The sequence below is a fragment of the Pseudomonas sp. SLFW genome (assembly GCF_009905615.1).
Lineage (GTDB): Bacteria > Pseudomonadota > Gammaproteobacteria > Pseudomonadales > Pseudomonadaceae > Aquipseudomonas > Aquipseudomonas bambusae.
The window spans coordinates 622,825-649,276 of sequence record NZ_JAAAKW010000001.1; the positions used below are offsets into that span (position 1 = coordinate 622,825).

At 57.1% G+C, this 26,452-nt stretch carries 23 protein-coding genes, 1 tRNA gene and 1 pseudogene; 4 read left to right on the forward strand and 21 right to left on the reverse strand.

Translation table 11 applies throughout. From position 1 onward, the window contains the following. Nucleotides 1-2: 2 nt before the first annotated feature. The 8 genes from hscA to trmJ form a co-directional block, all read right to left on the reverse strand. The gene (gene hscA / locus GVN17_RS02610) at nt 3-1,865 is read right to left on the reverse strand and encodes a Fe-S protein assembly chaperone HscA (RefSeq protein WP_166593658.1); all 1,863 of its coding nucleotides are present in this window, start codon (nt 1,863-1,865) and stop codon (nt 3-5) included. Between the two features lie 46 nt (nt 1,866-1,911). Further along, a complete protein-coding gene (gene hscB / locus GVN17_RS02615) occupies nt 1,912-2,430 on the reverse strand; it encodes a co-chaperone HscB (RefSeq protein WP_166593659.1) in 519 nt (172 codons plus the stop codon). 8 nt (nt 2,431-2,438) lie between these two features. Then, nucleotides 2,439-2,762: an iron-sulfur cluster assembly protein IscA gene (gene iscA / locus GVN17_RS02620; RefSeq protein WP_065990022.1), complete on the reverse strand. Its 324-nt coding sequence runs from the start codon at nt 2,760-2,762 to the stop codon at nt 2,439-2,441. Between the two features lie 35 nt (nt 2,763-2,797). Continuing rightward, on the reverse strand, nt 2,798-3,184 hold the full coding sequence (gene iscU / locus GVN17_RS02625; protein ID WP_062383507.1) for a Fe-S cluster assembly scaffold IscU: 387 nt from the start codon (nt 3,182-3,184) through the stop codon (nt 2,798-2,800). A gap of 84 nt (nt 3,185-3,268) precedes the next feature. Next, nucleotides 3,269-4,483, reverse strand: a complete 1,215-nt coding sequence (locus tag GVN17_RS02630; protein WP_166593660.1) for an IscS subfamily cysteine desulfurase — start codon at nt 4,481-4,483, stop codon at nt 3,269-3,271. A 44-nt stretch (nt 4,484-4,527) separates the two neighbouring features. Continuing rightward, nucleotides 4,528-5,019, reverse strand: a complete 492-nt coding sequence (gene iscR, locus GVN17_RS02635; RefSeq protein ID WP_166593661.1) for a Fe-S cluster assembly transcriptional regulator IscR — start codon at nt 5,017-5,019, stop codon at nt 4,528-4,530. A 170-nt stretch (nt 5,020-5,189) separates the two neighbouring features. After that, the gene (gene cysE / locus GVN17_RS02640) at nt 5,190-5,978 is read right to left on the reverse strand and encodes a serine O-acetyltransferase (RefSeq protein ID WP_166593662.1); all 789 of its coding nucleotides are present in this window, start codon (nt 5,976-5,978) and stop codon (nt 5,190-5,192) included. Beyond that, nucleotides 5,978-6,751 (reverse strand): tRNA (cytosine(32)/uridine(32)-2'-O)-methyltransferase TrmJ, encoded by a 774-nt coding sequence (gene trmJ / locus GVN17_RS02645; protein WP_166593663.1) that lies wholly within the window; start codon nt 6,749-6,751, stop codon nt 5,978-5,980. The genes cysE and trmJ overlap by 1 nt, the downstream gene beginning before the upstream one ends. Nucleotides 6,752-6,988: 237 nt before the next feature. On the opposite strand from trmJ, the gene suhB reads away from it, so the two are divergent. After that, a complete protein-coding gene (gene suhB, locus GVN17_RS02650) occupies nt 6,989-7,804 on the forward strand; it encodes an inositol-phosphate phosphatase (RefSeq protein WP_166593664.1) in 816 nt (271 codons plus the stop codon). Between the two features lie 90 nt (nt 7,805-7,894). On the opposite strand, the gene GVN17_RS02655 is transcribed toward suhB, so the two are convergent. Next, nucleotides 7,895-8,824 carry a LysR family transcriptional regulator gene (locus GVN17_RS02655; protein ID WP_166593665.1) on the reverse strand — a complete coding sequence of 310 codons (930 nt, stop codon included), beginning with the start codon at nt 8,822-8,824 and terminating at the stop codon, nt 7,895-7,897. 133 nt (nt 8,825-8,957) lie between these two features. Between GVN17_RS02655 and GVN17_RS02660 the strand changes: the two genes are divergently transcribed. Next, complete coding sequence (locus GVN17_RS02660; protein WP_166593666.1) at nt 8,958-10,232, forward strand: cation:dicarboxylate symporter family transporter; 1,275 nt, start codon at nt 8,958-8,960, stop codon at nt 10,230-10,232. 54 nt (nt 10,233-10,286) lie between these two features. On the opposite strand, the gene GVN17_RS02665 is transcribed toward GVN17_RS02660, so the two are convergent. From GVN17_RS02665 to queA, 8 genes are all read right to left on the reverse strand, one after another. Beyond that, nucleotides 10,287-11,885, reverse strand: a complete 1,599-nt coding sequence (locus GVN17_RS02665; RefSeq protein ID WP_166593667.1) for an argininosuccinate lyase — start codon at nt 11,883-11,885, stop codon at nt 10,287-10,289. 66 nt (nt 11,886-11,951) lie between these two features. Continuing rightward, the gene (locus GVN17_RS02670) at nt 11,952-13,196 is read right to left on the reverse strand and encodes an OprD family porin (protein WP_166593668.1); all 1,245 of its coding nucleotides are present in this window, start codon (nt 13,194-13,196) and stop codon (nt 11,952-11,954) included. A gap of 355 nt (nt 13,197-13,551) precedes the next feature. Beyond that, nucleotides 13,552-14,100: a glycine zipper 2TM domain-containing protein gene (locus tag GVN17_RS02675; RefSeq protein WP_166593669.1), complete on the reverse strand. Its 549-nt coding sequence runs from the start codon at nt 14,098-14,100 to the stop codon at nt 13,552-13,554. Nucleotides 14,101-14,218: 118 nt separating this feature from the next. After that, nucleotides 14,219-15,130 (reverse strand): protein translocase subunit SecF, encoded by a 912-nt coding sequence (secF, locus tag GVN17_RS02680; RefSeq protein WP_166593670.1) that lies wholly within the window; start codon nt 15,128-15,130, stop codon nt 14,219-14,221. Nucleotides 15,131-15,139: 9 nt separating this feature from the next. Next, nucleotides 15,140-17,008, reverse strand: a complete 1,869-nt coding sequence (gene secD / locus GVN17_RS02685) for a protein translocase subunit SecD (protein ID WP_166593671.1) — start codon at nt 17,006-17,008, stop codon at nt 15,140-15,142. Between the two features lie 62 nt (nt 17,009-17,070). Beyond that, the gene (gene yajC / locus GVN17_RS02690; RefSeq protein ID WP_166593672.1) at nt 17,071-17,409 is read right to left on the reverse strand and encodes a preprotein translocase subunit YajC; all 339 of its coding nucleotides are present in this window, start codon (nt 17,407-17,409) and stop codon (nt 17,071-17,073) included. Nucleotides 17,410-17,465: 56 nt separating this feature from the next. Continuing rightward, nucleotides 17,466-18,581, reverse strand: coding sequence for a tRNA guanosine(34) transglycosylase Tgt (gene tgt, locus GVN17_RS02695; RefSeq protein ID WP_166593815.1), 1,116 nt, complete (start codon nt 18,579-18,581; stop codon nt 17,466-17,468). A gap of 14 nt (nt 18,582-18,595) precedes the next feature. After that, nucleotides 18,596-19,660 carry a tRNA preQ1(34) S-adenosylmethionine ribosyltransferase-isomerase QueA gene (gene queA / locus GVN17_RS02700; protein ID WP_166593673.1) on the reverse strand — a complete coding sequence of 355 codons (1,065 nt, stop codon included), beginning with the start codon at nt 19,658-19,660 and terminating at the stop codon, nt 18,596-18,598. Between the two features lie 107 nt (nt 19,661-19,767). Between queA and GVN17_RS02705 the strand changes: the two genes are divergently transcribed. Next, nucleotides 19,768-19,852 (forward strand) — tRNA-Leu (locus GVN17_RS02705). Between the two features lie 1,221 nt (nt 19,853-21,073). After that, nucleotides 21,074-22,501, forward strand: coding sequence for a hypothetical protein (locus tag GVN17_RS02710; RefSeq protein WP_166593674.1), 1,428 nt, complete (start codon nt 21,074-21,076; stop codon nt 22,499-22,501). 115 nt (nt 22,502-22,616) lie between these two features. Here the strand turns inward: GVN17_RS02710 and GVN17_RS02715 are convergent, their stop codons facing one another. From GVN17_RS02715 to GVN17_RS02730, 4 genes and pseudogenes are all read right to left on the reverse strand, one after another. Next, complete coding sequence (locus GVN17_RS02715; RefSeq protein ID WP_166593675.1) at nt 22,617-23,426, reverse strand: DUF2971 domain-containing protein; 810 nt, start codon at nt 23,424-23,426, stop codon at nt 22,617-22,619. A gap of 280 nt (nt 23,427-23,706) precedes the next feature. Next, nucleotides 23,707-24,677: pseudogene (locus GVN17_RS02720) on the reverse strand (hypothetical protein). Nucleotides 24,678-25,144: 467 nt separating this feature from the next. Further along, on the reverse strand, nt 25,145-25,507 hold the full coding sequence (locus GVN17_RS02725; protein ID WP_166593676.1) for a hypothetical protein: 363 nt from the start codon (nt 25,505-25,507) through the stop codon (nt 25,145-25,147). A gap of 22 nt (nt 25,508-25,529) precedes the next feature. Then, on the reverse strand, nt 25,530-26,372 hold the full coding sequence (locus GVN17_RS02730) for an RNase A-like domain-containing protein (protein ID WP_166593677.1): 843 nt from the start codon (nt 26,370-26,372) through the stop codon (nt 25,530-25,532). Nucleotides 26,373-26,452 lie beyond the last annotated feature (80 nt).

The window sequence follows — 26,452 nt, forward strand, 5'->3', positions numbered from 1 at the left end:
AATTATTCCTCAATCTCATTCAGGTTGCGTCCTGACAGGGCGGCTTTCACCGTCGAGTCCAGGCGGCGGGCCGCGAACGCATCGGTCACCTGCGACAGACGCTTGGTCTGCTGCTCGATGGCCGCACCGTCGGTGCCCTTGATCAATTCACGGAGTTCATCCACCTGCATCTCGATGACCACGCGTTCCTCGGCGTCGAGCAAACGCTCGCCATCAGCTTGCAACGCGCCTTCGACGGCCTCGACCAGGCGTTGGGCGTCGACCAGCTGCTCGCGCAGCACACGCGCGACCTTGTCGTCACCGGCGTACTGGAACGAATCCTTGAGCATGCGGGTGATTTCACCGTCGGTCAGGCCATAGGAAGGCTTGACCTGAATGCTCGATTCCACGCCCGACGCCAGCTCGCGAGCGGAAACGCTCAGCAGACCATCGGCATCGACCTGGAAGGTGACACGAATTTTCGCCGCACCCGCGACCATCGCGGGAATGCCGCGAAGATCGAAACGCGCCAGCGAACGGCAGTCGCTGATCAGTTCACGCTCACCTTGCAGGACGTGAATCATCATGGCCGACTGGCCGTCTTTATAGGTGGTGAACTCTTGGGCGCGAGCCACCGGAATCGTGGTGTTGCGCGGGATCACCTTCTCCATCAACCCGCCCATGGTCTCAAGACCAAGGGACAGCGGGATCACGTCAAGCAACAACAGTTCGCCGCCGTCACGCTTGTTGCCCGCCAGTGTATCGGCCTGAATCGCCGCGCCGATGGCAACCACTTGATCCGGGTCGATTTCAGTCAACGGCTGACGACCGAACAGCTCGGCGACCGCTTCGCGCACACGCGGCACGCGAGTGGAACCGCCAACCATGACCACCGCTTCCACTTCGTCCAGCTCGATGCCGCAATCGCGTACGGCACGACGGCAGGCTTTGAGGCTGCGGGCAATCATCGGCTCGACAAGGGCGTCGAACGCGGCGCGGGTCAGCACGCCAGTCCAGGCGCCGTGAACGACGTCCACGGAATCGGTATCGGTGAGGGCTTCTTTGGCTGCGCAAGCCGTCTGCATCAGACGGCGCTGGGCCGAAGGGTCGAGGTCTTCGGACAGACCGGCCTCGGCAATGATCCAGCTGGCAATCGCATGGTCGAAATCGTCGCCCCCCAGCGCGCTGTCGCCGCCAGTTGCCATGACTTCGAAAACGCCGCCGGTCAGGCGCAGAATCGAGATATCGAAGGTGCCACCGCCGAGGTCGTAAATGGCGACAACGCCTTCGGCGTTTTGGTCCAGGCCGTAAGCCACTGCCGCCGCCGTGGGCTCATTGAGCAGGCGCAACACGGTCAGGCCCGCCAGCTTGGCGGCGTCTTTGGTGGCTTGCCGCTGTGCGTCATCGAAATACGCTGGCACGGTGATTACCGCGCCCACCAACTCGCCACCCAATGTCGCTTCGGCGCGCTGACGCAGCACCTTGAGGATGTCAGCGGAGACTTCAACCGGGCTTTTCGCGCCCTGAACGGTCTCGATGAATGGCATGTGCGACTCGCCGCCGATGAAGCGGTAAGGCAGCTGCTCACCCAAATGCTTCACGTCGGAGATGCCGCGCCCCATCAGACGCTTGACCGAGATAATGGTGTTCAGCGGGTCAGAGGCGGCGGCGTCCTTGGCGGACTGGCCGACTTCGACACGATCGGCGTGATAACGCACCGCCGACGGCAGGATGACCTGCCCGTTCTGATCGGGAAGAGGCTCACTGATGCCACTGCGCAGGGCAGCGACCAGCGAGTTGGTGGTGCCGAGATCGATCCCGACGGCCAGACGACGCTGATGAGGTTTTGGACTTTGGCCGGGTTCGGCGATCTGCAGTAGAGCCATTGCTTTTCTGATATCACTGGCGCGCCGCCCAAAAGGCGGCGCGGGGTTAATCGTCGAGGCGCTCTTCCAGCTGGCGCACTTCGTAGGAAAGCTTGTCGAGGAACTGCATGCGACGCATCAGGCGTTCGGCCTGTTCGCGCTGTGCAGCATCGTCCCAACAGGCTGCGAAGCTATCGTTCAGTTCTTCCTGCGCCACCTTGAGCCGACGCTTGAAGGTCGCGACACCGTCCAGATCCGCCTCGTCTTGCAGGTCTTCGAGCTCTTCGCGCCATTGCATCTGCTGCATCAGGAACTCGGGGTCGTGAACCGTGACCTCCAGCGGCACCTCACCTTTGAGCGCCAACAGATAACGCGCCCGTTTAGGCGCGCTCTTCAGCGTCTGGTAGGCATCGTTCAAGCTCGCCGAGCGCTCCAGCGCAACGCGCTGCTCACGCTCGGAAGCGTCAGCGAAGCGGTCGGGGTGCACGCCACGGGCAAGCTCGCGATAACGCGTAGCCAACAGGTCAAGATCCAGACGGAAACCCGGCTGCAGATCGAATAGAGCGAAATGACAAGGAGTACCCACGACAAGCCTCAGACGTTGAAGCTTTCGCCGCAGCCACATTCACCGCGCGAGTTGGGGTTGTTGAACTTGAAGCCTTCGTTCAACCCTTCCTTGACGAAATCGAGTTCGGTGCCGTCGAGGTAAACCAGGCTCTTGGGATCGATGATCACCTTGACGCCGTGGTACTCGAAAACGGTGTCTTCGCTTTCCGGTTCGTCGACGAACTCAAGTACGTACGCCAAGCCGGAACAGCCTGTGGTGCGAACGCCCAGACGAATGCCATCACCTTTGCCGCGCCCATCAAGGGAACGACGTACGTGATTGGCGGCCGCTTCGGTCATGCTGATAGCCATCGTGACTCCTTACGTGCAAGCGGGATGAGGACTGCTCAGAGCAGGCCTTTCTTCTGCTTGTAATCGCGAACGGCGGCCTTGATGGCGTCTTCGGCGAGTACGGAGCAGTGAATTTTCACCGGCGGCAGGGCCAGTTCTTCAGCCAGCTGAGTGTTCTTGATGGTCTCTGCTTCATCCAGAGTCTTGCCTTTCATCCACTCGGTAGCCAGGGAGCTGGAGGCGATGGCCGAACCGCAGCCGTAGGTCTTGAACTTGGCGTCTTCGATGATGCCTTGCTCGTTGACCTTGATTTGCAGGCGCATGACGTCACCGCACGCCGGAGCGCCGACCATGCCAGTGCCGACATCAGGATCTTCCGCGTTCATCTTGCCGACGTTGCGCGGGTTCTCGTAGTGGTCGATGACCTTTTCGCTGTAAGCCATGGTGCAATCCTCATCAGTTTGTCGCTCTGGCGACACTTCAAAAACCCGGTTTTCAAAGCGCCGCATTCATGTGGCGACTTGAAATTAGTGTGCGGCCCACTCGATCTTCGAGATGTCGACGCCGTCTTTGAACATGTCCCACAGCGGCGACAGAGCGCGCAGCCTGGTGACAGCCTCGCAGACTTTCTGCGCAGCCCAGTCGATCTCTTCTTCGGTGGTGAAGCGGCCGAAGGTGAAACGGATCGAACTGTGTGCCAGTTCGTCGTTGCGACCCAGGGCACGCAGAACGTAGGAAGGCTCCAGGGAAGCCGAGGTGCACGCAGAACCGGACGACACCGCCAGATCCTTGAGCGCCATGATCAGCGACTCGCCTTCGACGTAGTTGAAGCTCAGATTCAGGTTGTGCGGTACGCGTGCTGTCAGGCTGCCGTTGACGTACAGCTCTTCGAGATGCTCGACCTGCTTGTAGAAGCGGTCACTGAGCGCCTTGAGGCGAACGTTTTCAGCAGCCATCTCTTCTTTCGCGATACGGAATGCTTCGCCCATGCCGACGATCTGGTGAGTGGCCAGGGTGCCGGAACGCATGCCGCGCTCGTGACCGCCACCGTGCATGGTCGCTTCGATACGGACGCGAGGCTTGCGGCTGACGTACAGCGCGCCGATGCCTTTAGGACCGTAAGTCTTGTGCGCCGAGAAGGACATCATGTCGACTTTCAGCTTGGACAGGTCGATCTCGACCTTGCCAGTGGACTGAGCGGCGTCAACATGAAACAGCACGCCGCGCGAACGGGTCAGTTCGCCAATCGCAGCGATGTCGTTGACGGTGCCGATTTCGTTGTTGACGTGCATGATCGAGACCAGAATGGTGTCGTCACGCAGCACGGCTTCGATCATGGACGGCGTGATCAGACCGTCTTCGGTCGGGTCCAGGTAGGTGACTTCGAAACCCTCACGCTCCAGTTGGCGCATGGTGTCGAGGACAGCCTTGTGTTCGATCTTGCTGGTGATCAGGTGCTTGCCCTTGGTCGCATAGAAATGCGCGGCGCCCTTGATGGCCAGGTTGTCGGACTCGGTGGCACCGGAGGTCCAGACGATTTCACGCGGGTCAGCATGAACCAGATCAGCGACCTGACGACGAGCGTTCTCAACCGCCTCTTCCGCTTTCCAGCCGAAAACGTGGGAGCGCGACGCCGGGTTACCGAAGTTGCCATCCACCAGCAGGCAATCGCTCATTTTCTGCGCAACACGCGGATCGACCGGGGTCGTCGCGGAATAATCGAGGTAAATCGGCAATCTCATTGAATATCTCCTATCGGGCAGGCGCGCCGCGCGTTCATCTGCGTTCACTCAACGGCGGATGTTTCAATCTTGTCCAGAAACTGCGTCTTGGTATTGCAACGACGCAGGTCCTGACGTTGGGCGACTTCCTGCACTTCACGGCGAGTGACGAGGTCGGCCAGGCTGATACCGCTTAGAAATTCATGAATCTGCTGGCTGAGGTCGCACCACAGATGGTGGGTGAGACAGGTATCGCCAGCATGGCAATCACCGAGCCCCTGACAGCGCGTCGCATCGACCGATTCGTTGACTGCATCGATCACTTGCGCCACCTGGATGCCCTGCATGTCGCGGGACAACTGGTAGCCGCCACCTGGACCACGCACGCTGGACACCAGATTGCTGCGACGCAGCTTGGCGAACAGTTGTTCGAGGTAGGAAAGGGAAATCCCTTGCCGCTCGGAGATATCGGCCAGAGACACTGGCCCATGCTGCGCGTGCAACGCCAGATCAAGCATGGCAGTGACGGCGTATCGGCCCTTTGTAGTCAGTCGCATGACGTGTACCGCGGAGGTTCGGAATGAGGGCGAGTATGCTATTTCCGAGTATTTAAGTCAACTATAAGACCTAGCAAAGCAGTCGGGATTACCCGCAAAGAGCGGGCGGCATAATAGCAAGTTCAGAGGTCAAATGGCATGTTCCAACGACCCTTTTAGAGTCGTTTGCGTCAAATTCCTTGACCCACTTTGGTCGCGTTGCGCTCTTCAATGCAGTCGAACACGTCTTTTCGCAGCTCCGGCAGCTCCTGTTCGCGATACTCGCAACCGAGGCTCTTGAGCGCCTTGCCCATGTCTTCCATGCGCACGTCGACCGCCTGAAGGTGATCGAGCAACTGGCCGATGGCCTTGGCCACTGGGTCCGGCATGTCCTCACTGACGCCATACGCGTCAAAGCCGATCTTTTCGGCGATCGCCTTGCGCTTGGCATGGGTATCGTCTTCATCGGCCTTGACGATAATGCGCCCAGGAATGCCCACCACCGTCGCGCCTGCCGGTACCGGCTTGGTGACGACCGCATTGGAACCGACTTTGGCACCCGCACCGACGGTGAATGGGCCAAGCACCTTCGCGCCCGCCCCTACCACAACACCGGATTCCAGCGTCGGATGGCGCTTGCCTTTATTCCAGCTGGTGCCGCCCAGCGTCACACCCTGATAGAGCGTCACGTCGTCGCCGATTTCAGCGGTCTCGCCAATGACGATCCCCATGCCATGGTCGATGAAGAAGCGTCGCCCCACCTTGGCCCCCGGATGAATTTCGATGCCCGTCAACCAGCGCCCGAAGTTCGAGACCATGCGCGCAGGCCATTTCAGGTCCTTGCCCCACAGCCAGCCTGATAACCGATGCAGCCAGATCGCGTGCATGCCGGGGTAGCAGGTCAACACTTCGAATGCGTTACGGGCTGCCGGGTCACGGTGAAACACGCTTTGAATGTCTTCTCGCAAACGCTCGAACATCACTGATCCTTCCGCTTGTAGGGCTCGCCGCTGGCCGTTTTCTGGGTCTCGGTGAGGATGCCACGCAAAATGTTCATTTCGGAGCGACTGACAGCAGAGCGGCCATAAAGCCGGCGCAACCGCGCCATCAGATGACGAGGCTTCTCGGGATCAAGGAAGCCAATGCTGACCAATGTCGCTTCCAGATGCTCATAGAATTTTTCCATCTCATCCATGGTCGCCAGCTCGTTACTGCGTACGGACGTCACTTCGTATTTCTCGACCTTGCTCGCCTGCCCTTCCGCCGCCAACCACGCCATGCGTGCCTCGTAGCTCAGCACCTGAACAGCGGCCGCCAGGTTGAGCGAGCTGAATTCAGGGTCGGACGGAATGTGCACATGGTAATGACAGCGTTGCAGCTCCTCATTGGTCAGGCCGGCATATTCACGGCCAAATACCAGAGCGATCTCTTCACCCTGAGCGGCGTGTTCGATGGTCTTGACGCCCGCTTCACGAGGGTCGAGCAAGGGCCAGGGGATACGACGATCCCGGGCGCTGGTGCCCATGACCAGATTGCAGCCCACCAGCGCATCTTCGAGTGTCGCGACCACCTGGGCGCTTTCCAGAATGTCGCCGGCCCCGGAGGCACGGGCATCGGCTTCGTGATGGGGAAAATGCGCAGGGTCGACCAATACCAGCCGCGTTAGCCCCATGTTCTTCATGGCACGCGCCGCACCACCGATATTCCCCGGATGACTGGTTCCGACCAGAACGACACGAATGTTTTGCAGCACTGGGGCAGTCTCGCTAGCAGCTGGAAAGGGGGACGAATCTTACAGAAGCGCCCGGCCCAAGGCTATGAACCCTTGCGCCAACGCCCCTGGATAGGCCCTGAAACCGCCACGAATTCGCGACCGCCCGTCGCGCATGAGGCGACGAGACGCGGAGGAAAGGCCGTCTTCGCGCTGGAAATCATCGACAAGAACCCCTAGAATGCCCGGCTCTCTTTAACGACCTAGGTGATTACATCCATGCAGCCCATGCTGAATATCGCGCTGCGCGCCGCCCGCAGCGCCAGCGAATTGATTTTCCGCTCCATCGAGCGCCTGGATACCATCAAGGTCGACGAAAAAGACGCGAAAGACTACGTAACCGAGATCGATCGCGCCGCTGAAAAAACCATTATTGAAGCGCTGCTTAAGGCTTACCCGAATCACGGCATCCTTGGCGAAGAAAGCGGCCTCAAAGAAGGCACTGGCGAAGGCGCCGATTACCTGTGGGTCATTGACCCGCTGGACGGCACCACCAACTTCGTACGCGGCGTGCCGCATTTCGCAGTCAGCATTGCCTGCAAATATCGCGGTCGCCTGGAACACGCCGTGGTTCTCGACCCGGTTCGCCAGGAAGAATTCACCGCCTCCCGTGGTCGTGGCGCTCAGCTGAACGGCCGCCGCCTGCGTGTCAGCCCGCGCAAGAGCCTGGAAGGCGCCCTGCTCGGCACCGGCTTCCCGTTCCGCGAGAACCAGCTCGACAACCTGGACAACTACCTGAACATGTTCCGCTCGCTGGTCGGCCAGACCGCAGGCATCCGTCGCGCAGGCGCCGCAAGCCTGGACCTGGCTTATGTTGCAGCCGGTCGTTTCGACGCGTTCTGGGAGTCGGGTCTATCCGAGTGGGACATGGCCGCGGGCGCCCTGCTGATTCAGGAAGCCGGCGGCCTGGTCAGCGATTTCAACGGCGGCCACGAATTCCTTGAAAAAGGCCACATCGTTGCGGGCAACACCAAGTGCTTCAAAGCCGTGCTGACCTCGATCGCACCGTTCGTGCCTGCGTCGCTCAAGCGCTAAGCGTTGATGCTGCAAAAAAACCGGCCATGTGCCGGTTTTTTTATGCCTGTGAATCTCCACGGCGCTAACGGCTACAAACGGACAGGTTGATCATCGGCGGTGGCGCCTCCCGCTCAACTCTCGGGACAAACCGATGAAGTTCTGCAGCGGTGGCAGCTGATTGAAGCTGCGACACACCAGCGTGATCGGCGCATGCAGTCGGGGCTTGGCGTCGACGATCGGGCAATAGACAACGCTCTCTTTGTGCACGTCCTTCATTGACGCGGGCACGATGGAAATCCCCGCGCCCGCGGCCACCAGACTGACGTTGGTCAGCATTCGCTCAACCTCAAAGGCGATCTTCGGATTGAAGCCCGCGTTCTGGCAGGCCTTGATGAGATTGGCGTACATCCCCGGCGCTCCGGGACGACGGACGAGAATGAACTGCTCGTCGGCCAGATCGTTGAGCGAAATGGAAGGCGCCCCATTGCCCGTATCGCGCCCCGCCAATAGACGATGACCCACCGGCAATGTCAGCAACATCTCCTCGTTAAGCAAACGGTGGAACTCGATGCTTTGATGCCGCCCTACCGGCGCACGCAGAATCCCGACGTCGACGCTGCCTTCAATGGCCGCTTCGGTCAGTTGCTGAGCGCTGCCTTCTTTGAGCATCACGGCAACGCCAGGAAAGCGCTCACGGTAGGCGCGAATGATGCGCGGGATCAATGGATGGGCTGCGGCCGAACTGGTGAATCCCACCCCCAACTGTCCCTCAATGCCGTGGGCTGCGCGGGAAGCCTTGAGCGATCCTTCTTTGACCCGCGCCAGAATGTCCTGCGCTTCCTGCAGGAAGACCTGCCCGCCTGCCGTGAGATCCACTCCCTTGGGATGGCGTTTGAACAGCTCAAACCCCAACTCGTCTTCCAGTGCCCGGATCTGCTGGCTCAACGGAGGCTGCTGCATGTTCAATCGCGCAGCCGCACGGGTGAAATGTCGCTCTTCGGCCACCATGACGAAATAGCGCAGATGACGAAGCTCCATGGTGGTCTATCCCGCAGCGAGGTTTTATGATTGCCGCCCGGTCATTGCGACAGCAGGCCGGCAAGCGTGCCCAATCGCCACCGTGCTGACAAGCCACGCTCATGACAATAAATACAACATCTCCGGAACGCCGATGCCGACAAGGCTTTTGAGCAGTGCCACGTTGCAACTTCTATTGGCCATCTTCTGTGGCGCGCTGCTGGGTGTCTTAGATCCGAAGCTCGCCGTTGAGATGAAACCGCTAAGCGACGGGTTTATCAGGGTCATTGGCTGGCTGATGCCGTTCATGATGTTCCTGCTGATCGCTTCGGGCGTTGCGGGTCTCAAGGTCAGGCAACGCGGGTTGGCGGGCAAGGTGTGGATTTACTTTCAGGCGATGGCGCTGGTGTCGCTGTGCCTCGGTTGCCTGATCGCGGCACTCACTCATCCCGGCGGGGGCGCGCCGCTTGGCACCTCGAACGCTCCCCTGTACCTCGGACACATTCCTCCAGCGACGTCAGGCTTTTCCTGGTCCGCTGTCGGTTCCATTCTGTTCCGCGCGCTCACTCAAAACCCGATCTTGCAGGTCATGCTCGCGGGCTTGGTGACAGGCTTTTTGATGATGCGCGCCAGAGGCCATCGCCAGGCTGACCGCTTGCACGCATTGCTGGAAAAGCTGGTAGAGCTGCTGTTCAAGGGCTTGAGGATCATTCTGCGTTTCGCACCCCTCGCCGCGTTTGGCGCCATCGCATTTACCCTCGGGAAATTTGGTCCTGCTTCAGCGCTGCCGTTGCTGAAGTTCGTCGCGGTGATGTATCTGGCCAGTGGCGCCTTTGTTGTACTGGTGCTGATTCCGGTGACGCAGTTGTCCGGCGTGTCGCTCTGGTCGCTGGTGAAACACGTCAAGGATGAATTGCTATTGGTGACCTTCACCGGGTCGTCCGTCGCCGCCCTCCCCGGCCTGATCGAAAAAATGCAGACGTTAGGTTGCGACCGACAGTTGACCCGATTAGTGCTTACCACCGGTTACACCTTCAACCTGAGCGGCTCGAATATCTACTTGATCACGGCAGTCCTGTTTCTGGCTCAGATGTCGGGCATCGAACTGACAGGTTCGGATCTGCTGACCCTACTGCTGATTTCGCTGGTGACGTCGCTGGGTTCGACCAGCATGGCTGGCTCGGCGTTCTTTACGCTGATCGCCACGCTCAATCTGCTGCACATCGTGCCTGTGGAGGGCGTGGGTTTACTGCTGGGTGTGGAGCGATTGATGAAGTGCCGCGTACTCACCAACGTGCTGGGCAATTGCGTAGCCTGCCTGGCAATTGCGCGGTGGCAGAATGCACTAAACCTGTGGAAGCGAATTCATTCGCGAGACGGCGGCATGGGCGGCAATTCTCTACCGCCCAAGACAACGAATCGCGAATAAACCCGCTCCCACAGGATCTTGGTCAATCCATCAGGCAGTTTTCAGAGGCCGACCTCAGCCCTTGGACGACAACAGCTTCTCGAAAGCCCGATCCAGATTGCCTTCCGCCTGAGTCAGCTTGTCCCGACGCTCACGCAGCCAGGTCTGATCGCCTTCCAGATTTTTGTGCGCCTCCGCCAGCATGCGCTTGACCTCTTCCGGTTGCGGGCCGCCGGTGCCCTTGCGGGTCTTGACCATGTTCTCCGGCGACAACGACCCGCGGAAGGTGGCCTCATCCAGCGGCAGGGTGTTCGGTTTCCACTGGTACTTGTCGGCGGCTTTGGTGTAGAGCTTCTGCGCGTCGGCGTACGGGAAGGTCTTCGGCGTCAGCCCCTGATCGCGGGCCTGCTCGACGATCAGCGAGGCGAAGCTGTGGCCGATACGGAATGGCACTTTCTGCGTGCGCTCCAGTGTGTCCGCCAGCTCCATGGAAGTGGTCCATTCGTTTTCCAGTTCTTCCCGCGCGCGCTGCGGATTGACCTGCAAAGCATCGAGCACGGCATCCATCGCGCCGAACATGTCCTTGGTGGAATCGAAGACGCCCAGCGAGTCGAAGGCGAACTTGTAGTCGGTCATGCCGGTGGTGACGTTATGGGCGCGCAAGGTCACGGTCTGTGCCAGGCCTACAACATCGGACGCCGTTTCACGCGCACGCATCAGAAGACCCGGATTGCGTTTCTGCGGCATGGCGCTGCTGGTGTAGGTCTTTTCCTCGTCCAGCAACAACCAAGGACGAATCTGGTGATATTGCGTGTGAATGTCGCCGATCAGCGCACCGATCCGAATCGCGGATGACGAGGCCACGTTGGCCGCCTCGATGGGAATGTCGTAGGTGGAAACCTGGCTGGAATCCAGCGAGTTTTCACGTACCCCGTCGAAACCCAGCAGCTCGGCCATGCGCTCGCGATTCAATGGATAGGCTGAGTTGGCCAGTACCGCCGTGCCCATCGGGCTCTGGTTCAGGCGCTGGTACAGCTCACGAATCCGCTGGCCGTCACGGTCGAACGCCGCTTCGTACGCCAACAGGTAATGCGCGTAGGTGATCGGCATCGCCTGCACACCGTTGGTGTAGGCCGGAATCAGGGTGTCGATGTTCTTGTCCGCCAGATCCAGCAGACGCTTGCGGGTAGCGTTCAGGGCTTCGCTGTAAGCAAGGACGTCGGAGCGCAGTTTCGCCAGGCGATACGTGGCGAGCATGTCCTGACGGCTGCGGCCGGAGTGGATCAGCGAGGCTTCCGGCCCAATCTTGTCGGTCATGATTTCTTCAAGCTGAAGCACATCGCTGGGCCGTTTGCCGTTGGGCTGATCGGCTTGGTCGATGGCATAACGCACCCCCGTGGCGATCTTCTGGCCCATTTCCGGCTTCACGATGCCCTCTTCGGTCAGCATGACAATAGAGGCCTTGTTGATCCGGTTCAGCCAGGAAAACTGGCTTTCGGTCTTGCTGCCTTTTGTCTTCGACTTGTCGACCGTCGCGCCGATTTTCGCGGCCTGAGCGGCGCATTCTTCAGTGGTTTTGCAGGGCAAGTCAGCCGTGTTGGCGGCGTACGCGCCATAACTGTTGAACAGGGCAAACGCGACAGCCAGGTGGATAAGCGTCTTTCTTGTGGGCATTTCAGGCTCCAGTGTGGCGAGGGCCGGGGGTGAACGTTGTCGGGATGTTGCTGAAAGCGTTGAGGCTCAGAGCAGCGGCAGCGTGTAGCTGACGATCACTCGGTTCTGATCGATGTTGTTGCCGCCGTTGCTGCGGTAGCTGCCGTTGCGCCACTTCAATTCGAGATTCTTTAATGCGCCGCTCTGGAATACGTAGGCGATGTCGGTATTGCGCTCCCATTCGGTGCCTTCCTTGTTGCCACGCGCGAAGTTGTCGCCCTGCAGATAGCGGGTCATGAAGGTCAGGCCCGGCAGGCCGACGGTGGCGAAGTTGTAGTCGTATCGGGCTTGCCAGGAGCGCTCTTCGGGATTGGCGAAATCCGGGGAAATCATCACGTAGTTGACGAGGAACGAATCAGTGCCTGCCAAGTGAGGGAAGCCGGTGTCGCCGCTCATCTTTTGATAGGCGAGGCCAAAACCATGGCCGCCGACGTTGTAGGTGAACCTTGCGCCAATGGCCGTGTTATCGACGTTGGTATTACCGTCCTTCAGCGAGCGCGCGTAACGCAGGTCGCTCTTGATCGACTGCGAATCACTCAGCGGAAAACTGTGCAGCAGCGTGACGATGTGCTGCTTGTAATTGTTCTCAAGGCCGCCGTAGTTGTAGGACGTGTTCAGCCCCTTGGTCCAGTTGTAGCTGGCGCTGGCAAAGTCGAACTTATCGCTTGGACGGCCGCCCTTGATGCCCTTCGCTTCAGCGACGATGTCCTCGTGACCACTGTCATTGCGCTCGGTGTTACTGGTCAGGCGCCCGACGTTCAGGGTCATGTCGGTGATGTCTTTGGAGGTGACCTGTGCGCCACGGAAGGTTTGCGGCAGCAGACGTCCATCGTTAGGAACGACCGTTGGCAGTTTGGGAACCAGGGTGCCAACGCGCAGCACGCTCTTGGAGATTCGCGCCTTGGCCGTCACACCGGAACGGCCGTAGTCATCGGGCGCTTTTTCATCTCCCACCGGCAGTAAACCGGTGTTGCGGCGGTCAGGGCCAGAGTCGAGTTTCAAGCCAAACAGCCCTATGGCATCGACGCCAAAACCGACCGGGCCCTCGGTGAATCCAGATTCAAAGTTGAGAATCAGGCCTTGGGCCCATTCGTCGCGCTTGGATTGGTTCGCGCCTTCCTGACGGAAATCGCTGTTGAAATAGAAGTTGCGAAATTCAAGATCGGCTTTGCTGTCTTCGAAGAAATCAGCTTCAGCGAAACCTGGGAAGGCCAGGCTCAATCCAAGGGCGGCAGCCGACGTGAGGCCGATAGATACAGGACTTCTTTGCATTTTTATTCCCGCATGGCGTAGCTGGTTTTTATTAGAGTTGTTCAGATGTGCCGAGGGAATCAGGTCGCCCGGTCACGCAGAAAAGCTTACGCGGCGGGTGTACCGATTAAAAATATATAGTTACTACCTACTCAAGACTTTGTAGATATGAACTTACCTGTAGCAACACGCAAGTTGCCATCAATACGAACCTGTAGGAGTGAGCTTGCTCGCGATCAGCATTTCAGTCGAAGCAGATCACGGCCTAACCCCTTATCGCGAGCAAGCTCACTCCTACAATCCCTGCGGGACGCGAAAAAATATGCAAAAAAAACGCCCCTGCGAGAGGGGCGTTTTTCGTGAAGTTCATCAAGGCTTACTGCTGACCCGCCTGACTCAACTCCAACTGACCGTCTTTGTTCACTGGAATCTGACTGCCCGGATCGCGGTCCATACGCACCTGACCGACCTTGTCGTTCAGCTTGTACTTCACGTTGTAGCCTACGACCTTGTCGCTGATGTCGTTGACCGTATTGCAACGAGTTTGAGTGGTGGTGTACGTGTCGCGGTTCTGCATGCCCTCCTGAACCTTGTTACCCGCGTAGCCACCACCGACGGCACCTGCGACAGTGGCGACTTTCTTGCCGGTCCCGCCACCGATCTGGTTACCGAGCAGGCCACCTGCCAGGGCACCGACAACCGTACCGACGATCTGATGCTGGTCCTTGACCGGCGCGCGGTGGGTGACCGCGACGTCCTTGCATACTTCACGAGGGGTCTTGATCTGTTCTTTGACAGGCTCGACGGCGAGTACATCGGCGTACTCAGGGCCGTTGTTTTTAACGAGGCTGTAGGTGGCCAAAGCACCACCGGCGGTCACACCGACAGCACCCAATACCGCACCAACAAGCAACGATTTGTTCACGTGAACCTCCTGACCATATTCAGCGCAATTGCTCGCGCCACTCCCAGCCTTGGAGCATGAAAAAAGGCGCGAGTTCACACTCGCGCCTTTTAACGTGATGACCGGTCAGGAAAAATCGTCAGGGACGATCGTCGACCTTCTCTGTAGTCACGGGTGGCAGCAGGTCTTCGGAACGCAGGTTCAGCCAGATCAGCACCACGTTGGCGATGTAGATCGACGAGTACGTACCCGCCAGGACACCGATAAACAGCGCCACGGAGAAACCGTGCAGGCTGTCGCCACCGAAGATCCACAACGCAACGATTGCCAGCAGCGTGGAAATCGACGTCGCCATGGTCCGCAGCAGGGTTTGGGTGGTCGAGATGTTGATGTTCTCGATCAGCGAAGCCTTGCGCAGCAGTCGGAAGTTCTCGCGAACCCGGTCGAATACCACGATGGTGTCGTTAAGCGAGTAACCGATGATCGCCAAAACGGCGGCCAGCACGGTCAGGTCGAACGTCACCTGGAAGAACGACAGGATACCCATCGTCACCACCACGTCATGGATCAGCGAAACGATGGCACCGACCGCGAATTTCCACTGGAAGCGGAAGGCCAGGTAAATCAGAACGCCGCCCAATGCCAGCAACATGCCGATGCCGCCCTGGTCGCGCAGCTCCTCACCCACTTGCGGACCGACGAACTCAACGCGCTTGACCGTGACCGGATTGTCCGCGCCGGTCTTGCGCAGCGCCTGGGCTACTTGCGCACCCAGTTGCGGGTCTTCACCCGGCATGCGCACCAGCAGGTCGGTGGTGGCACCGAAGCTCTGAACGATAGCTTCGTGATACCCCGAAGAAGCCAGCTCTTCGCGCACCTTGCCGAGATCGGCCGGGTGCTCGTAAGTCAGCTCGATCAGCGTACCGCCGGTGAAGTCCAGGCCGAAGTTGAGCCCTTTATGAAACCAGCTGAACAACGCCAGAATCGTCAGGAGCATGGTGATGCCGAACGCAATGTTGCGAACGCCCATGAAGTTGATCGTACGTTTCATGTCAGCCCCTTAAATCCACAGCTTCTTGACGTCACGGCCGCCATAAATCAGGTTGACCATTGCGCGGGTCACCATGATGGCAGTGAACATCGAGGTAAAGATCCCGAGGGACATGGTCACGGCGAAACCTTTGACCGGCCCTGTGCCCATGGCATACAGGATGCCGCCGACGAGGAGCGATGTCAGGTTGGCGTCAAGAATCGCGGTGTAGGCGCGGTCGAAACCTTCGTTGATCGCACGCTGCACGCTCATGCCGTTGGCCAGTTCCTCGCGAATCCGCGAAAAGATCAGCACGTTGGCGTCCACCGCCATACCCATGGTCAACACGATACCGGCGATGCCTGGCAGGGTCAGCGTTGCACCCAGCAGCGACATCAATGCCAGCAGCATGACCATGTTGAAGGCCAGTGCAACGGTCGCGATCAGGCCGAAGAAACGGTAGATGGCGATGATGAACAGCGAAACGAATAGCATGCCCCACAGGGAAGCGTCGATACCTTTGGTGATGTTGTCAGCACCCAGGCTCGGACCGATTGTGCGCTCTTCAGCGAAGTACATCGGTGCAGCCAGACCACCGGCACGCAGCAGCAGCGCGAGTTCGGACGACTCACCCTGGCCGTTCAGGCCGGTGATGCGGAACTGGCTGCCCAACGGCGACTGGATGGTCGCCAGGCTGATGATCTTCTTGTCTTCCTTGAAGGTCTGAACCGGCACGTCTTTCTCGACGCCGTCCACAACCTGTTTGGTGTAGGTGGTCTGCGGACGCTGTTCGATGAAGATCACCGCCATGCTGCGACCGACGTTGGCGCGGGTCGCGCGGCTCATCAGATCGCCACCGTGACCGTCCAGCTTGATATTCACTTGCGGACGACCGTGTTCATCGAAGCCCGCCTTGGCGTCGGTCACCTGGTCACCGGTGATGATCAGGCCACGCTCAACCGGAGCAGCCGGACGACCGCCCTCGCGGAATTCGAACATTTCGGTGGTGGCCTTGGTGTCATCCGGGCCTGCGCCCAGACGGAACTCAAGGTTGGCGGTCTTGCCGAGAATACGTTTGGCTTCGGCGGTGTCCTGCACGCCTGGCAGCTCGACCACGATGCGGTTGGCACCCTGACGCTGAACCAGTGGCTCGGCCACACCCAGCTCGTTGACGCGGTTACGTACCGTGGTCAAGTTCTGCTTGATGGAGTATTCGCGGATCTCGGCGACCTTGGCCTGGGTCATGGCCAGACGCAGGATCGGCATTTCGCCACGATCAGTCGTGGTGATGTCGAAATCGCTGTAATCCTTGCGGATCAGGGCACGGGCCTGTTCGCGGGAATCGGTGTCACTGAAGCCAAGTTGAATGGCGTTGCCATCCTGCGGCAGGCTGCGATAACGCAGTTTTTCCTTGCGCAGCAGGCTCTTCACTTCGCCTTCGTAGACGTTCAGACGGGCGCTCAGGGCCTTGTCCATGTCGACTTCGAGCAGGAAGTGCACGCCGCCGGACAGGTCGAGACCCAGTTTCATCGGGGTGGCGCCAATGTTGCGCAGCCACTTCGGCGTGGTCTGAGCCAGGTTCAACGCAACGACGTAGTCGTCACCCAACGCCTTGCGCGCGACATCCTTGGCGGGCAGCTGGTCTTCCTGCTTGGTCAGACGCAACAAACCGCCCTTGCCATTCTCGGCAAGAGACGCGCCCTTGACCGCGATGCCAGCATCGGTAAGCGCCTTGCTTACGCGATCCAGATCAGCCTGATTGACTTGCAACGCAGTGCTTGCGCCGCTGACCTGGATAGCCGGGTCATCAGGGTAGAGATTGGGTGCGGAATAAATAAAGCCGATCGTGAGCACTGCCAGGATCAGGATGTATTTCCACAGAGGGTATTTGTTCAACATCACGCCGCCTGCTTATAACGCGGGGCGCCTTGCGCGCCCCGTCGATTGGTAAAAGACTGGAATCAGAGGGCTTTCAAGGTGCCCTTAGGCAGGGTGGCAGCGATGGCGCCCTTCTGGAACTTCAGTTCTACGGTGTCGGACACTTCAAGGACAACGAAGTCATCGGTCACTTTGTTGATCTTGCCCGCGATACCACCGGAAGTGACGACTTCATCGCCCTTCTGCAAGTTGCCCAGCAGATTCTTCTGTTCTTTTGCGCGCTTAGCCTGTGGACGCCAGATCATCAGGTAGAAGATGACCAGAAAGCCGACCAGGAAGATCCACTCAAAGCCCGAACCCGCAGGACCGGCGGCAGCAGGTGCGCCCGCGTCAGCCATGGCGTTGGAAATGAAAAAGCTCATTAAACACTCCAGTTGCATATTTTTAATAATAGGAAGCGGTAAGACCGGCTGTCATTTCAATCCAGCGGCGGCGTCGCAAGCCCGCGTTTGGCATAGAACGTGTCGACAAAGGCGGCCAATGTACCTTGTTGAATAGCCTCGCGCAAACCAGCCATCAGCAGCTGGTAATGCCGCAAATTGTGGATCGTATTGAGCATGCTCCCCAGCATTTCGCCGCACTTGTCCAGGTGATGCAGATAAGCGCGAGAGAAGTTCTTGCAGGTGTAGCAATCACAGGTCGGGTCCAGCGGCGAATCATCATGGCGATGAAACGCGTTACGAATCTTCAGCACACCGGTGTCGATGAACAGATGACCGTTGCGAGCATTGCGCGTCGGCATGACGCAGTCGAACATGTCGACTCCGCGCCGCACACCTTCAACCAGGTCTTCCGGCTTGCCTACACCCATAAGGTAACGGGGTTTTTCAGCCGGCATGCGGCCTGGGAGATAGTCCAGCACCTTGATCATCTCGTGCTTGGGCTCACCCACCGACAGACCGCCGATGGCCAGGCCGTCGAAATCGAGCTCGTTCAGACCTTCAAGGGAGCGCATGCGCAGGTTTTCATGCATGCCGCCCTGAACGATGCCGAACAGCGCTGCGGTGTTTTCGCCATGAGCGATCTTGGACCGCTTGGCCCAACGCAGGGACAGTTCCATCGAGGTACGCGCGACGTCTTCATCCGCCGGGTACGGGGTGCACTCGTCGAAAATCATCACGATGTCAGAGCCCAGATCGCGCTGGACCTGCATCGACTCTTCCGGACCCATGAACACTTTTGCGCCATCCACAGGAGAGGCGAAGGTCACGCCCTCTTCCTTGATCTTGCGCATGGCGCCGAGGCTGAACACCTGAAAACCACCGGAGTCGGTCAGAATCGGGCCTTTCCATTGCATGAAGTCGTGCAGGTCGCCGTGGCCCTTGATCACTTCAGTGCCGGGACGCAGCCACAGGTGGAAGGTGTTGCCAAGGATGATCTGCGCACCCGTGGCCTCGATATCACGCGGCAGCATGCCCTTGACCGTGCCATAGGTGCCCACCGGCATGAACGCCGGGGTCTCGACCACGCCACGGGGAAAGGTCAGGCGACCACGACGAGCCTTGCCATCGGTGGCCAACAGCTCGAAAGACATACGACAGGTGCGACTCATGCTTGATCCTCTGGGGCCGATTCCTTGGGAGCCGTCGGCGCGGGATTGCGGGTGATGAACATGGCATCCCCGTAACTGAAGAAGCGGTAACCGTTTTCCACAGCCGCCGCGTAGGCCGCCATGGTTTCCGGGTAACCGGCGAAGGCCGAAACCAGCATCAGCAGCGTGGATTCAGGCAAATGGAAATTGGTGACCAGTGCATCGACCACGTGAAACGGTCGGCCTGGATAAATGAAGATGTCGGTGTCGCCGCTGAACGGCTTGAGCACGCCGTCCCGGGCCGCGCTTTCCAGCGAACGCACGCTGGTCGTACCGACGGCGATCACCCGGCCGCCCCGTGCTCGGCACGCCGCAACGGCGTCGACCACGTCCTGCGTAACCTCCAGCCATTCGTTGTGCATGTGGTGATCTTCGATCCGCTCCACGCGCACCGGCTGAAAGGTCCCCGCCCCCACGTGCAACGTGACGAACGCCGTCTCAACGCCCTTCTCGGCAATCGCGTCCATCATCGTCTGATCGAAATGCAGCCCCGCCGTCGGCGCCGCCACAGCACCGGCACGCTGCGCGTACACGGTCTGATATCGCTCGCGGTCAGCGTCTTCGTCCGGCCGGTCTATATAAGGAGGCAACGGCATGTGCCCGACGCGCTCCAGCAGCGGCAGCACGGGTTCGGCAAACCGCAGCTCGAACAACGCATCATGACGCGCCACCATCTCGGCCTCGCCACCCCCATCGATCAGGATCGACGAACCCGCCTTCGGCGACTTGCTCGACCGCACATGGGCCAGCACGCGATGCTGATCCAGCACCCGCTCGACCAGAATTTCGAGCTTGCCGCCCGACGCCTTCTGCCCGAACAAACGCGCGGGAATGACCCGGGTGTTGTTGAAAACCATCAGATCGCCAGGACGCAAATGCTCCAGCAAATCAGCGAATTGGCGGTGAGCCAGCGCACCACTGGAGCCGTCGAGGGTCAGCAAACGGCTGCCACGACGCTCGGCCAGCGGATGGCGGGCGATCAATGAATCCGGGAGTTCGAAGGTAAAGTCGGCGACACGCATGATGGGGTTCGTCTAGCAGGGCCGGGAAGTTTAGCCGAAAACCTGAAAATTGACCATGAAACATGATTGACCAACGGTAGGCACCTCTCTATACTGCGCCGCCACAAGCCCTGATGGCGGAATTGGTAGACGCGGCGGATTCAAAATCCGTTTTCGAAAGGAGTGGGAGTTCGAGTCTCCCTCGGGGCACCAGCACAATGAGAAAAGGCCTTGATTATCAAGGCCTTTTTTTATGGATGGCGTAAAAATGGCGTAACGGCATGTCGTTGGTGTGCGTTCTCGCAAGCCTGCGGACGTCAGTGAGATAGCAACGGCAAGTGTTGGCCAGCACGCACACGGCGCCATTCAGAGCGCAGCCATGGCAATTCTTCGTTTTATGTTGACCCATGGGAAAAAGGTAATTTTGGTAATCTTGTCCTGCAATCATCCGGAAAGCCTTTAAAATCAATGGGTTGAGATGAATAGCTAAAGGTAATAATAGGGTGATTTCTTAGTAATCAACTTACCTTTTGAGGTGGTTAGATTCTTACCTTTTAAAAACGTTGTAAATCAGTCAGTTACAAAAAAATTACCTTTTCAATTACCCTAAATTACCTTCTCTGGTAATTGCTCAAAGCCACGGCCTGTAAGGCTTACAGCCCTCTCCCGCACCTTTATTCCCGAAATTACCTTTTTCCCAGCCCTCAACTGGAAATGGCAACCGGCTAGCATTTTTCTAGTGTTTTTCGGCCTCGACTGATCGGCCTTGAAACGCAGCAAATCGTCTGCAACGCTGTGCAAGCCCACGAAGCTGCTAAAACTCGCTGAAACCCGCGCCATGAGGGGCGTACAAAGCATCTAGGCGAGATGCCAAACCGGACGGCGGCTATTCGAAAACCACCAACCGCGATTTTGAAAAACTGGGTCATCAGCCGTTTTTCTATTTTTCACCCAGGCATTACTGGGGTGTCGGGGCTGGGGCCGTCTGCGTTGCATGAAGCCGCGCTGTGCAACCCCATTGCATTTCTCTTCCAAAGTTTGCAAACCGTGCAATGCTCGATTGCCTGCGGAGCCCCGCAGCCGGCGTGGCTTGCAGGGTCGTTTGCACTCGCTCCGGATTTGCACAAAAAAAGGACGCAAGGCCCGTCGGCGGGAGGGGGATAAGTGATTTTTCTTGGAATTATTTTTTCGGGCGCTGGATTTATCTCGCGTCTGCGCAGTACGTCGACCGGCCGTGCACATCATCGACCGTCTGTACGCAATAACACTCACGTCAGAAGGCGCTATGGCGCACGCGCTTGCGCAATCATTGTGGCCTCGCACCCATTTAACAGGAAATTTTGATATGTCTACGCTAGAGGTGATCTGCAAGGCTAAATACGCTAAAAGGTGGGCTAGCACCTATGCCACGGCACTAACAAGTTGGAGAGAGACATGGCGGTATTTTGGGAATGGGAAAATGTAGAACAAGTGGTTAACGGCATTCGGGGCCAGCTATGCGATGACTTGCTTTTACATAAAGATATCATGCACTTCAATATCATACGGAGCCTTGATCAAGACTTAATTCTTACAGTGACCGCACCGCAACAATCTTACGAACCTCGAGAGCCGGAGAGGCAACTGGGGGAGGTATACAAAAATGATAATATGATTCAGATCAGCTCGACTTCTGCTAATGCAACGCTTACCGGTGTTGCACTTAAACAGATGGTAACAAGCAAAGCGATAACCACTACCACATACAGCGTGCGCGAACTAGATCTACAATTTCATAACATCAAACTTCCCCGTTATACATTTGACTGGATTGGCAACGCGCCCAACGAATACATGTTTTCGGGTGGGCACCGAGATGAAACCTCAGACATCACTACACGAACTTATTTAAGTGAACCCGAGATTGTTCTAAAAGCGCGGGGCGGCAGTTTTGGCCTAGGAAACTACTCGACAAGAATAAGACTCGCTGGATACGATATCGAGTTCGGGGTTTTACCCCGAAAAACGTCTTTAGAGGCGATTAGACCAGGTTTCATCCTTTATATTGGAGCGCCGAACAAAGACGAGCGTCGGGAGATACGTGATAGCCTCTCGTTTGCACTAGGCGCTCCGCTCGTTCACGTCAGTTCATCCACGTTTGCAGAAGACTATTCCCCATTGGGGATTGAGGCGATAACGCCTCAATCGATGGGAGGTAGGGCTTGGGACATGAGGAGTCTTCCGCCCACCCCTATTGGAGAGCACATGCTCGATCCCAAAGCATTGGAGCAAGTAGCTTCCGCTTATCTAGCGCGCCACCGGGATTATGACTTTCAAAACATCTTGTGGCGTAAATGGTACGCTTCAATCGCTCCATATTACATGGCCCCCGCATATTACGGAGCATTGATAGAAACGCTTCAGAAAAAATATACAGAAAACCCTGCGAATAAAGTCAGCAGCTTAATAGTCAATAAATCTGATTACAAAAATCTGAAAGCGGTTATGACGAGATATCTTGCGAAAATGGAAATAGACGAGCAGCAGCGTAACACTTTTTTGCAAAAGATTGAAGCTGGAAACGTTGCACCTCAGAAAATTGTAGCTCAACGTTTTTATGAAAGCTTGGACTTAAAGCTCGGGGACTTGGAACTTAACGCGTGGAAAAGACGAAACGACGCCGCGCATGGAAATAAAATTGTTAAGGGAGGAGAGATTGAGTTGATTAGGGAAACAAAAATTCTAAAGGTAATGCTCAATAGAATTATGTTAAGGCTTATGCAAGGAGCACACACATACATAGACTATTACAATTTCGACCATCCAGTGACGGCGCTAAGTGAGCCCATAAGGCAACCAAAGCCAATGGAACCTCCGCATTGACAGCTATTATAACCGTAAAGCACCGCAGCCTTCTAATATCAGCATAGAAGGCTATTGCTATAATTGCGTGCTTAAGGCTGGGATGGCGACTGCCATCGTTTAGATAATGAACCCGTTAATCTAACCAGTCGTTATTCTTTTTAATATAAGTGCGTTGGCGCCAATTTGAAATAGTAAAATTATCCTCAGCATCAAAATCAATTGTCTGCAGCTTTTCTTTTAACATCTTCGCCTGAATACCCGTTAGATGGCTTTGAGCCCCTTCTAACGCTCGATCCACTAGAATTAGGCTGAAAGGGTCCAAACGTTTTTTTTCAAGTTGCCAAGTCCCTGCAGTCATTTCAAGCGCGAAGATTTTCCAGCTCTCGCCCTCGGCTTTTATCCGAAGAGAGTGATCTAGGTCGACACTATCCCCCCTACTAACTACAATGCCGTCTGCGATCAGCGGATTGCGAAGCCCCAGGTAAACCTCTTTGATCTCAATCGGATGCTTGTACAGATACAGGCCTTCTACTGATGATACGGCATGCCCTGGTGCCACTTCATAAGATAGAGTATCGCTACCAAAGTAGATGTTCTCATACTCCTCTTCTATAGTCATAGCGTGATTGACGAGTGGTTTGACGACTCTAACTTCTTCTTCGTATACCCAAGCAGCATGTTTGATCAAGAACGCTTTCCGCATGAGCGTTTCTAACCCAGACCGGTCTGCGTCATCAAAGGCGAAACCCATCGAAGCTACAAATAGTTTGCTGAGCAGTCTACGAGTTTCAGAAGTTACGACGTGAGGTATTTTTGAGTTTGTATAGACCACATCTCCCCGATCCACTGGGATGAGGTTGTAATTAACGCTATTCAAAAAAGGGATATCTACCTCGTATCCGATCACAAAGCCTGTATGCTCTTGACTGTAATGAGCCCACATTAGAGGATTCAGAGGCTCCCTCGTCAGGGAAAGTATTCCCACACCGTTTTTTAGACTATATAAAGTGCTTTGCCAGTCTGTTAGCTTCGAGACTGGGCCTGACGCATTATCCAAATTCGATAACTCGAATGGATCATTGAAATGTCTGGGTTCTCGAAACCCTAATCTAGAGGATCTGAGTGCGCTTAAACCAGCTTGAAATCCATAGTGTTTGTATAAAATCATTTGACTGCTTCGTCCCTGATTTGCCGGTGGCTTAGAAGGTGAATTAAACACCGCTTCACATTGTGATCAATTTCAAAGGTGCAGACAATGTCCCCGCCCTAACAGCATCTGCGGTGAATGCAGGATCCTGGGTAGGCGCTGGCGATGGCCCATGAGTGTGTGACGCTACCTCTGTGGCCAACTGCTGAATTAGGTCGAGGGTGTCGCATAGCACTTGGAAGATGTTGACCGATTCTGAACCAACGTGATTTTTCGGCGCGACCAGGCGCTGGCTGACCTGGCTCACACTCTCGCGCAACCCTTGAATCCTTTCCTGCATGTCGCCACCTACGGCGGCGTTGTGCTTCTTACCAACCACCAGGTTCAAGTCTCGCCCAGTTGCCTGGTGCATATCCTGCAGCGCGGCTAGCGTGGCCGTGCCGGCGGAGTTCAGCTTGAGCGCGCCCAAAGCGTCGATGCGCTTTATTCCGCCCACCTGCTCAGTCGAATGGTTCGCCACGTACTGGGCGTGACTCTGGTACTGCTCCTGATTCGCGCCGCTCCTCACCTGGCGGTCCAAAAAGTGGTCGGTGATCTTGCCATCGGTGGTCCGAGTCCAGTTGCCGTCCGCGTCGACGCGCTGCTGCGCCAGATCGCTGTGCTGCCACACATGGTCGCCCTTCGGCACCTTCGGCAGGCTCAGGCCGTGCGGCAGGATGGTCTGGATATACGGGCAATGCGGCTGGCCGTAGGCGAAGCACACCACCACCCGCGTGCCTTCGTGCGGGAATGCGTACATCCCCATTTCATCGCCACCCGTCGGCACCGGCAGCGACACGCCGTGCAGGATCGGCAACGCCGGGTCAGGCAGGCCGTCCGGCGTCAGTACCTGGACGTCGACCGCGTAGCGCGGGCGATAGTTGTCGTACACTCCAGCGTCTGCTGGCGCATCGGCTATCGACGCCACTTACGCGAATCGCGGCAGGTGATGTTGACTGCTCTGTTCAGGGAATGGCGCACTACGCTGCGTTTGTTTGCTTCGTCCATCGGATGCTCATTTGCGTGCCGGCAAGACCCACACTGGTGACACGCTCGCCGTTGTTGATCGCTGCACCAGGGCGAAGGCTAGGCAGCGCGACGACGGCCGCGCTCTGGTTGCCCTAGTACTCGTTGAAAAGTTCGAGCGGCAGCTGCAACGCGGGTCGCCCACTAAAGAAACTGTCGGACCGACTGCTCGATCAAATCCGATATATAACTAACCCTAGGAGGTATGGCGTGCAAAACTGCTGCAAGGAGCCAGAGAAGCGGCGTTGTACCTTGCGTGGTATAGAATGCGAAGCTCTATGTGAATCTGCTTGGTGACCTCGACCAATACATTGCGCATATCAACATGCCCTGATTTTACAGGTGCCGATTCAGGAGGAGATTCACGATGCGACAGGGGGCTTGCACCGCCAGAGCAAAAAATCGATCCACTGAGAGGATCGTCGCTTTTAAGTATCTTCCAAATGCATCTATGAGCAGTGCCGCCTGATCCACATCCAAACATCATTGAAGTACGAGCGCTTCGTCTTTGCGACACGATTCCTGACCTTCGCCAAAGTCTCTGCTAGCCATTCAACCTCTTCAACTTCGAACCTATCCCATATAAACAGCAGGTCAAAATCAGAAAGGATTTGATCAACAGAATAATCACCAACTTCATGCTTTTTGATGTACGACCTGAAATCCAGTTCAAGCGACCTTATTGCCCAATAAGATTTTGCATCCACCCAGCGAGCAACCACCTCGTCCACAGTGAGTTGAGCATTGCGCTGACCTTCTGGTAGGTGGTCTTGAATCCCCTCACTCATGGCACCCATGAAATCGATAAGCATCGTGTAGCCTCGCATTACCACCTCAAGGGACCGGATAAGCTGTGACAATGTACGCAGGCATGTAGTTATATTCGGTAAATTTCACCACAACGACCACATTCTTCATTCCTACAGGCGTATCTGGAGCTGTGCGTGTTATTCCCCAGCCCACATCGTCAACGAACGCGAGTTTCAGTGTCAGTCGATTATTTTTAAGCAGTAACTTGGCTTTGGAATACGCAGAAATCTTATACCTGTGCGCCTGGAGGACCTTACTCACGGCCCACTCAGCCTTCTCCAGATTACTGAACGTGGACATCACCTCCGCTGTTCTCTTTCTTTTTAGCCTTTTCTGCAGCGCATTTATATCCTGCGCAACGTGAAGCTGCTTCGTGTGACCACCTGGGCCCTTGATTGGCGCATTTGGAAACCTCTCGCTCAAGACAATCGTCATTTTCCCCGCCCGCACAGAGGACACCCTGAACGCGTTATAGAGCGAAGCCGTGGAGAGGGGCACAGCAAACTCCGTCGCCAAACCAACGAGTCGGGCAGTGGTCGGTGACGCGCCCATCCCCCCGGCCGCAGATGCACCGATCTTGAAAGCATAGGAATCGGTGGCCCTTCCCGTGACGAATTGATGCATACCCGCCGATGCCTGATCTGAACCGTGCAGGCCTACAGCGACACAGCCTATTTTGGTAAAAAACGGCTCCGGCGCTTTGCAGAGCACTCCCGCTCCCGCCAGCTCGACGATGCCACCAACCAGTCGCAGGCTTCCAATTATTCGATTGGACCTGATTTCGGTTTCGGAGAGAGACTCATGTTCCAGAATGGCCGCCATTTGGGCATAACTCAGAACAACGCGGAATTCTTCCTGATCAGGCATAACGCTTCCCTTTAATTAACGCGCCTCTGAGTGAATAAGCAGAGTCGCGAGCGGTTGAACCCACGGGAAGCTAGCGAGGC

Excerpts from the sequence above, each read along its gene's own strand:
- secF (WP_166593670.1), bottom strand. The coding sequence starts at position 15,130 with ATGAAACGTACGATCAACTTCATGGGCGTTCGCAACATTGCGTTCGGC.
- iscR (WP_166593661.1), bottom strand. The coding sequence starts at position 5,019 with ATGCGACTGACTACAAAGGGCCGATACGCCGTCACTGCCATGCTTGAT.
- iscU (WP_062383507.1), bottom strand. The coding sequence starts at position 3,184 with ATGGCTTACAGCGAAAAGGTCATCGACCACTACGAGAACCCGCGCAAC.
- GVN17_RS02665 (WP_166593667.1), bottom strand. The coding sequence starts at position 11,885 with ATGCCCACAAGAAAGACGCTTATCCACCTGGCTGTCGCGTTTGCCCTG.
- GVN17_RS02630 (WP_166593660.1), bottom strand. The coding sequence starts at position 4,483 with ATGAGATTGCCGATTTACCTCGATTATTCCGCGACGACCCCGGTCGAT.
- GVN17_RS02660 (WP_166593666.1), top strand. The coding sequence starts at position 8,958 with ATGCCGACAAGGCTTTTGAGCAGTGCCACGTTGCAACTTCTATTGGCC.
- GVN17_RS02670 (WP_166593668.1), bottom strand. The coding sequence starts at position 13,196 with ATGCAAAGAAGTCCTGTATCTATCGGCCTCACGTCGGCTGCCGCCCTT.
- yajC (WP_166593672.1), bottom strand. The coding sequence starts at position 17,409 with ATGAGCTTTTTCATTTCCAACGCCATGGCTGACGCGGGCGCACCTGCT.
- secD (WP_166593671.1), bottom strand. The coding sequence starts at position 17,008 with ATGTTGAACAAATACCCTCTGTGGAAATACATCCTGATCCTGGCAGTG.
- GVN17_RS02725 (WP_166593676.1), bottom strand. The coding sequence starts at position 25,507 with ATGCTTATCGATTTCATGGGTGCCATGAGTGAGGGGATTCAAGACCAC.
- GVN17_RS02710 (WP_166593674.1), top strand. The coding sequence starts at position 21,074 with ATGGCGGTATTTTGGGAATGGGAAAATGTAGAACAAGTGGTTAACGGC.
- hscA (WP_166593658.1), bottom strand. The coding sequence starts at position 1,865 with ATGGCTCTACTGCAGATCGCCGAACCCGGCCAAAGTCCAAAACCTCAT.
- GVN17_RS02730 (WP_166593677.1), bottom strand. The coding sequence starts at position 26,372 with ATGCCTGATCAGGAAGAATTCCGCGTTGTTCTGAGTTATGCCCAAATG.
- suhB (WP_166593664.1), top strand. The coding sequence starts at position 6,989 with ATGCAGCCCATGCTGAATATCGCGCTGCGCGCCGCCCGCAGCGCCAGC.
- cysE (WP_166593662.1), bottom strand. The coding sequence starts at position 5,978 with ATGTTCGAGCGTTTGCGAGAAGACATTCAAAGCGTGTTTCACCGTGAC.
- iscA (WP_065990022.1), bottom strand. The coding sequence starts at position 2,762 with ATGGCTATCAGCATGACCGAAGCGGCCGCCAATCACGTACGTCGTTCC.
- queA (WP_166593673.1), bottom strand. The coding sequence starts at position 19,660 with ATGCGTGTCGCCGACTTTACCTTCGAACTCCCGGATTCATTGATCGCC.
- GVN17_RS02715 (WP_166593675.1), bottom strand. The coding sequence starts at position 23,426 with ATGTGGGCTCATTACAGTCAAGAGCATACAGGCTTTGTGATCGGATAC.
- GVN17_RS02655 (WP_166593665.1), bottom strand. The coding sequence starts at position 8,824 with ATGGAGCTTCGTCATCTGCGCTATTTCGTCATGGTGGCCGAAGAGCGA.
- tgt (WP_166593815.1), bottom strand. The coding sequence starts at position 18,581 with ATGTCTTTCGAGCTGTTGGCCACCGATGGCAAGGCTCGTCGTGGTCGC.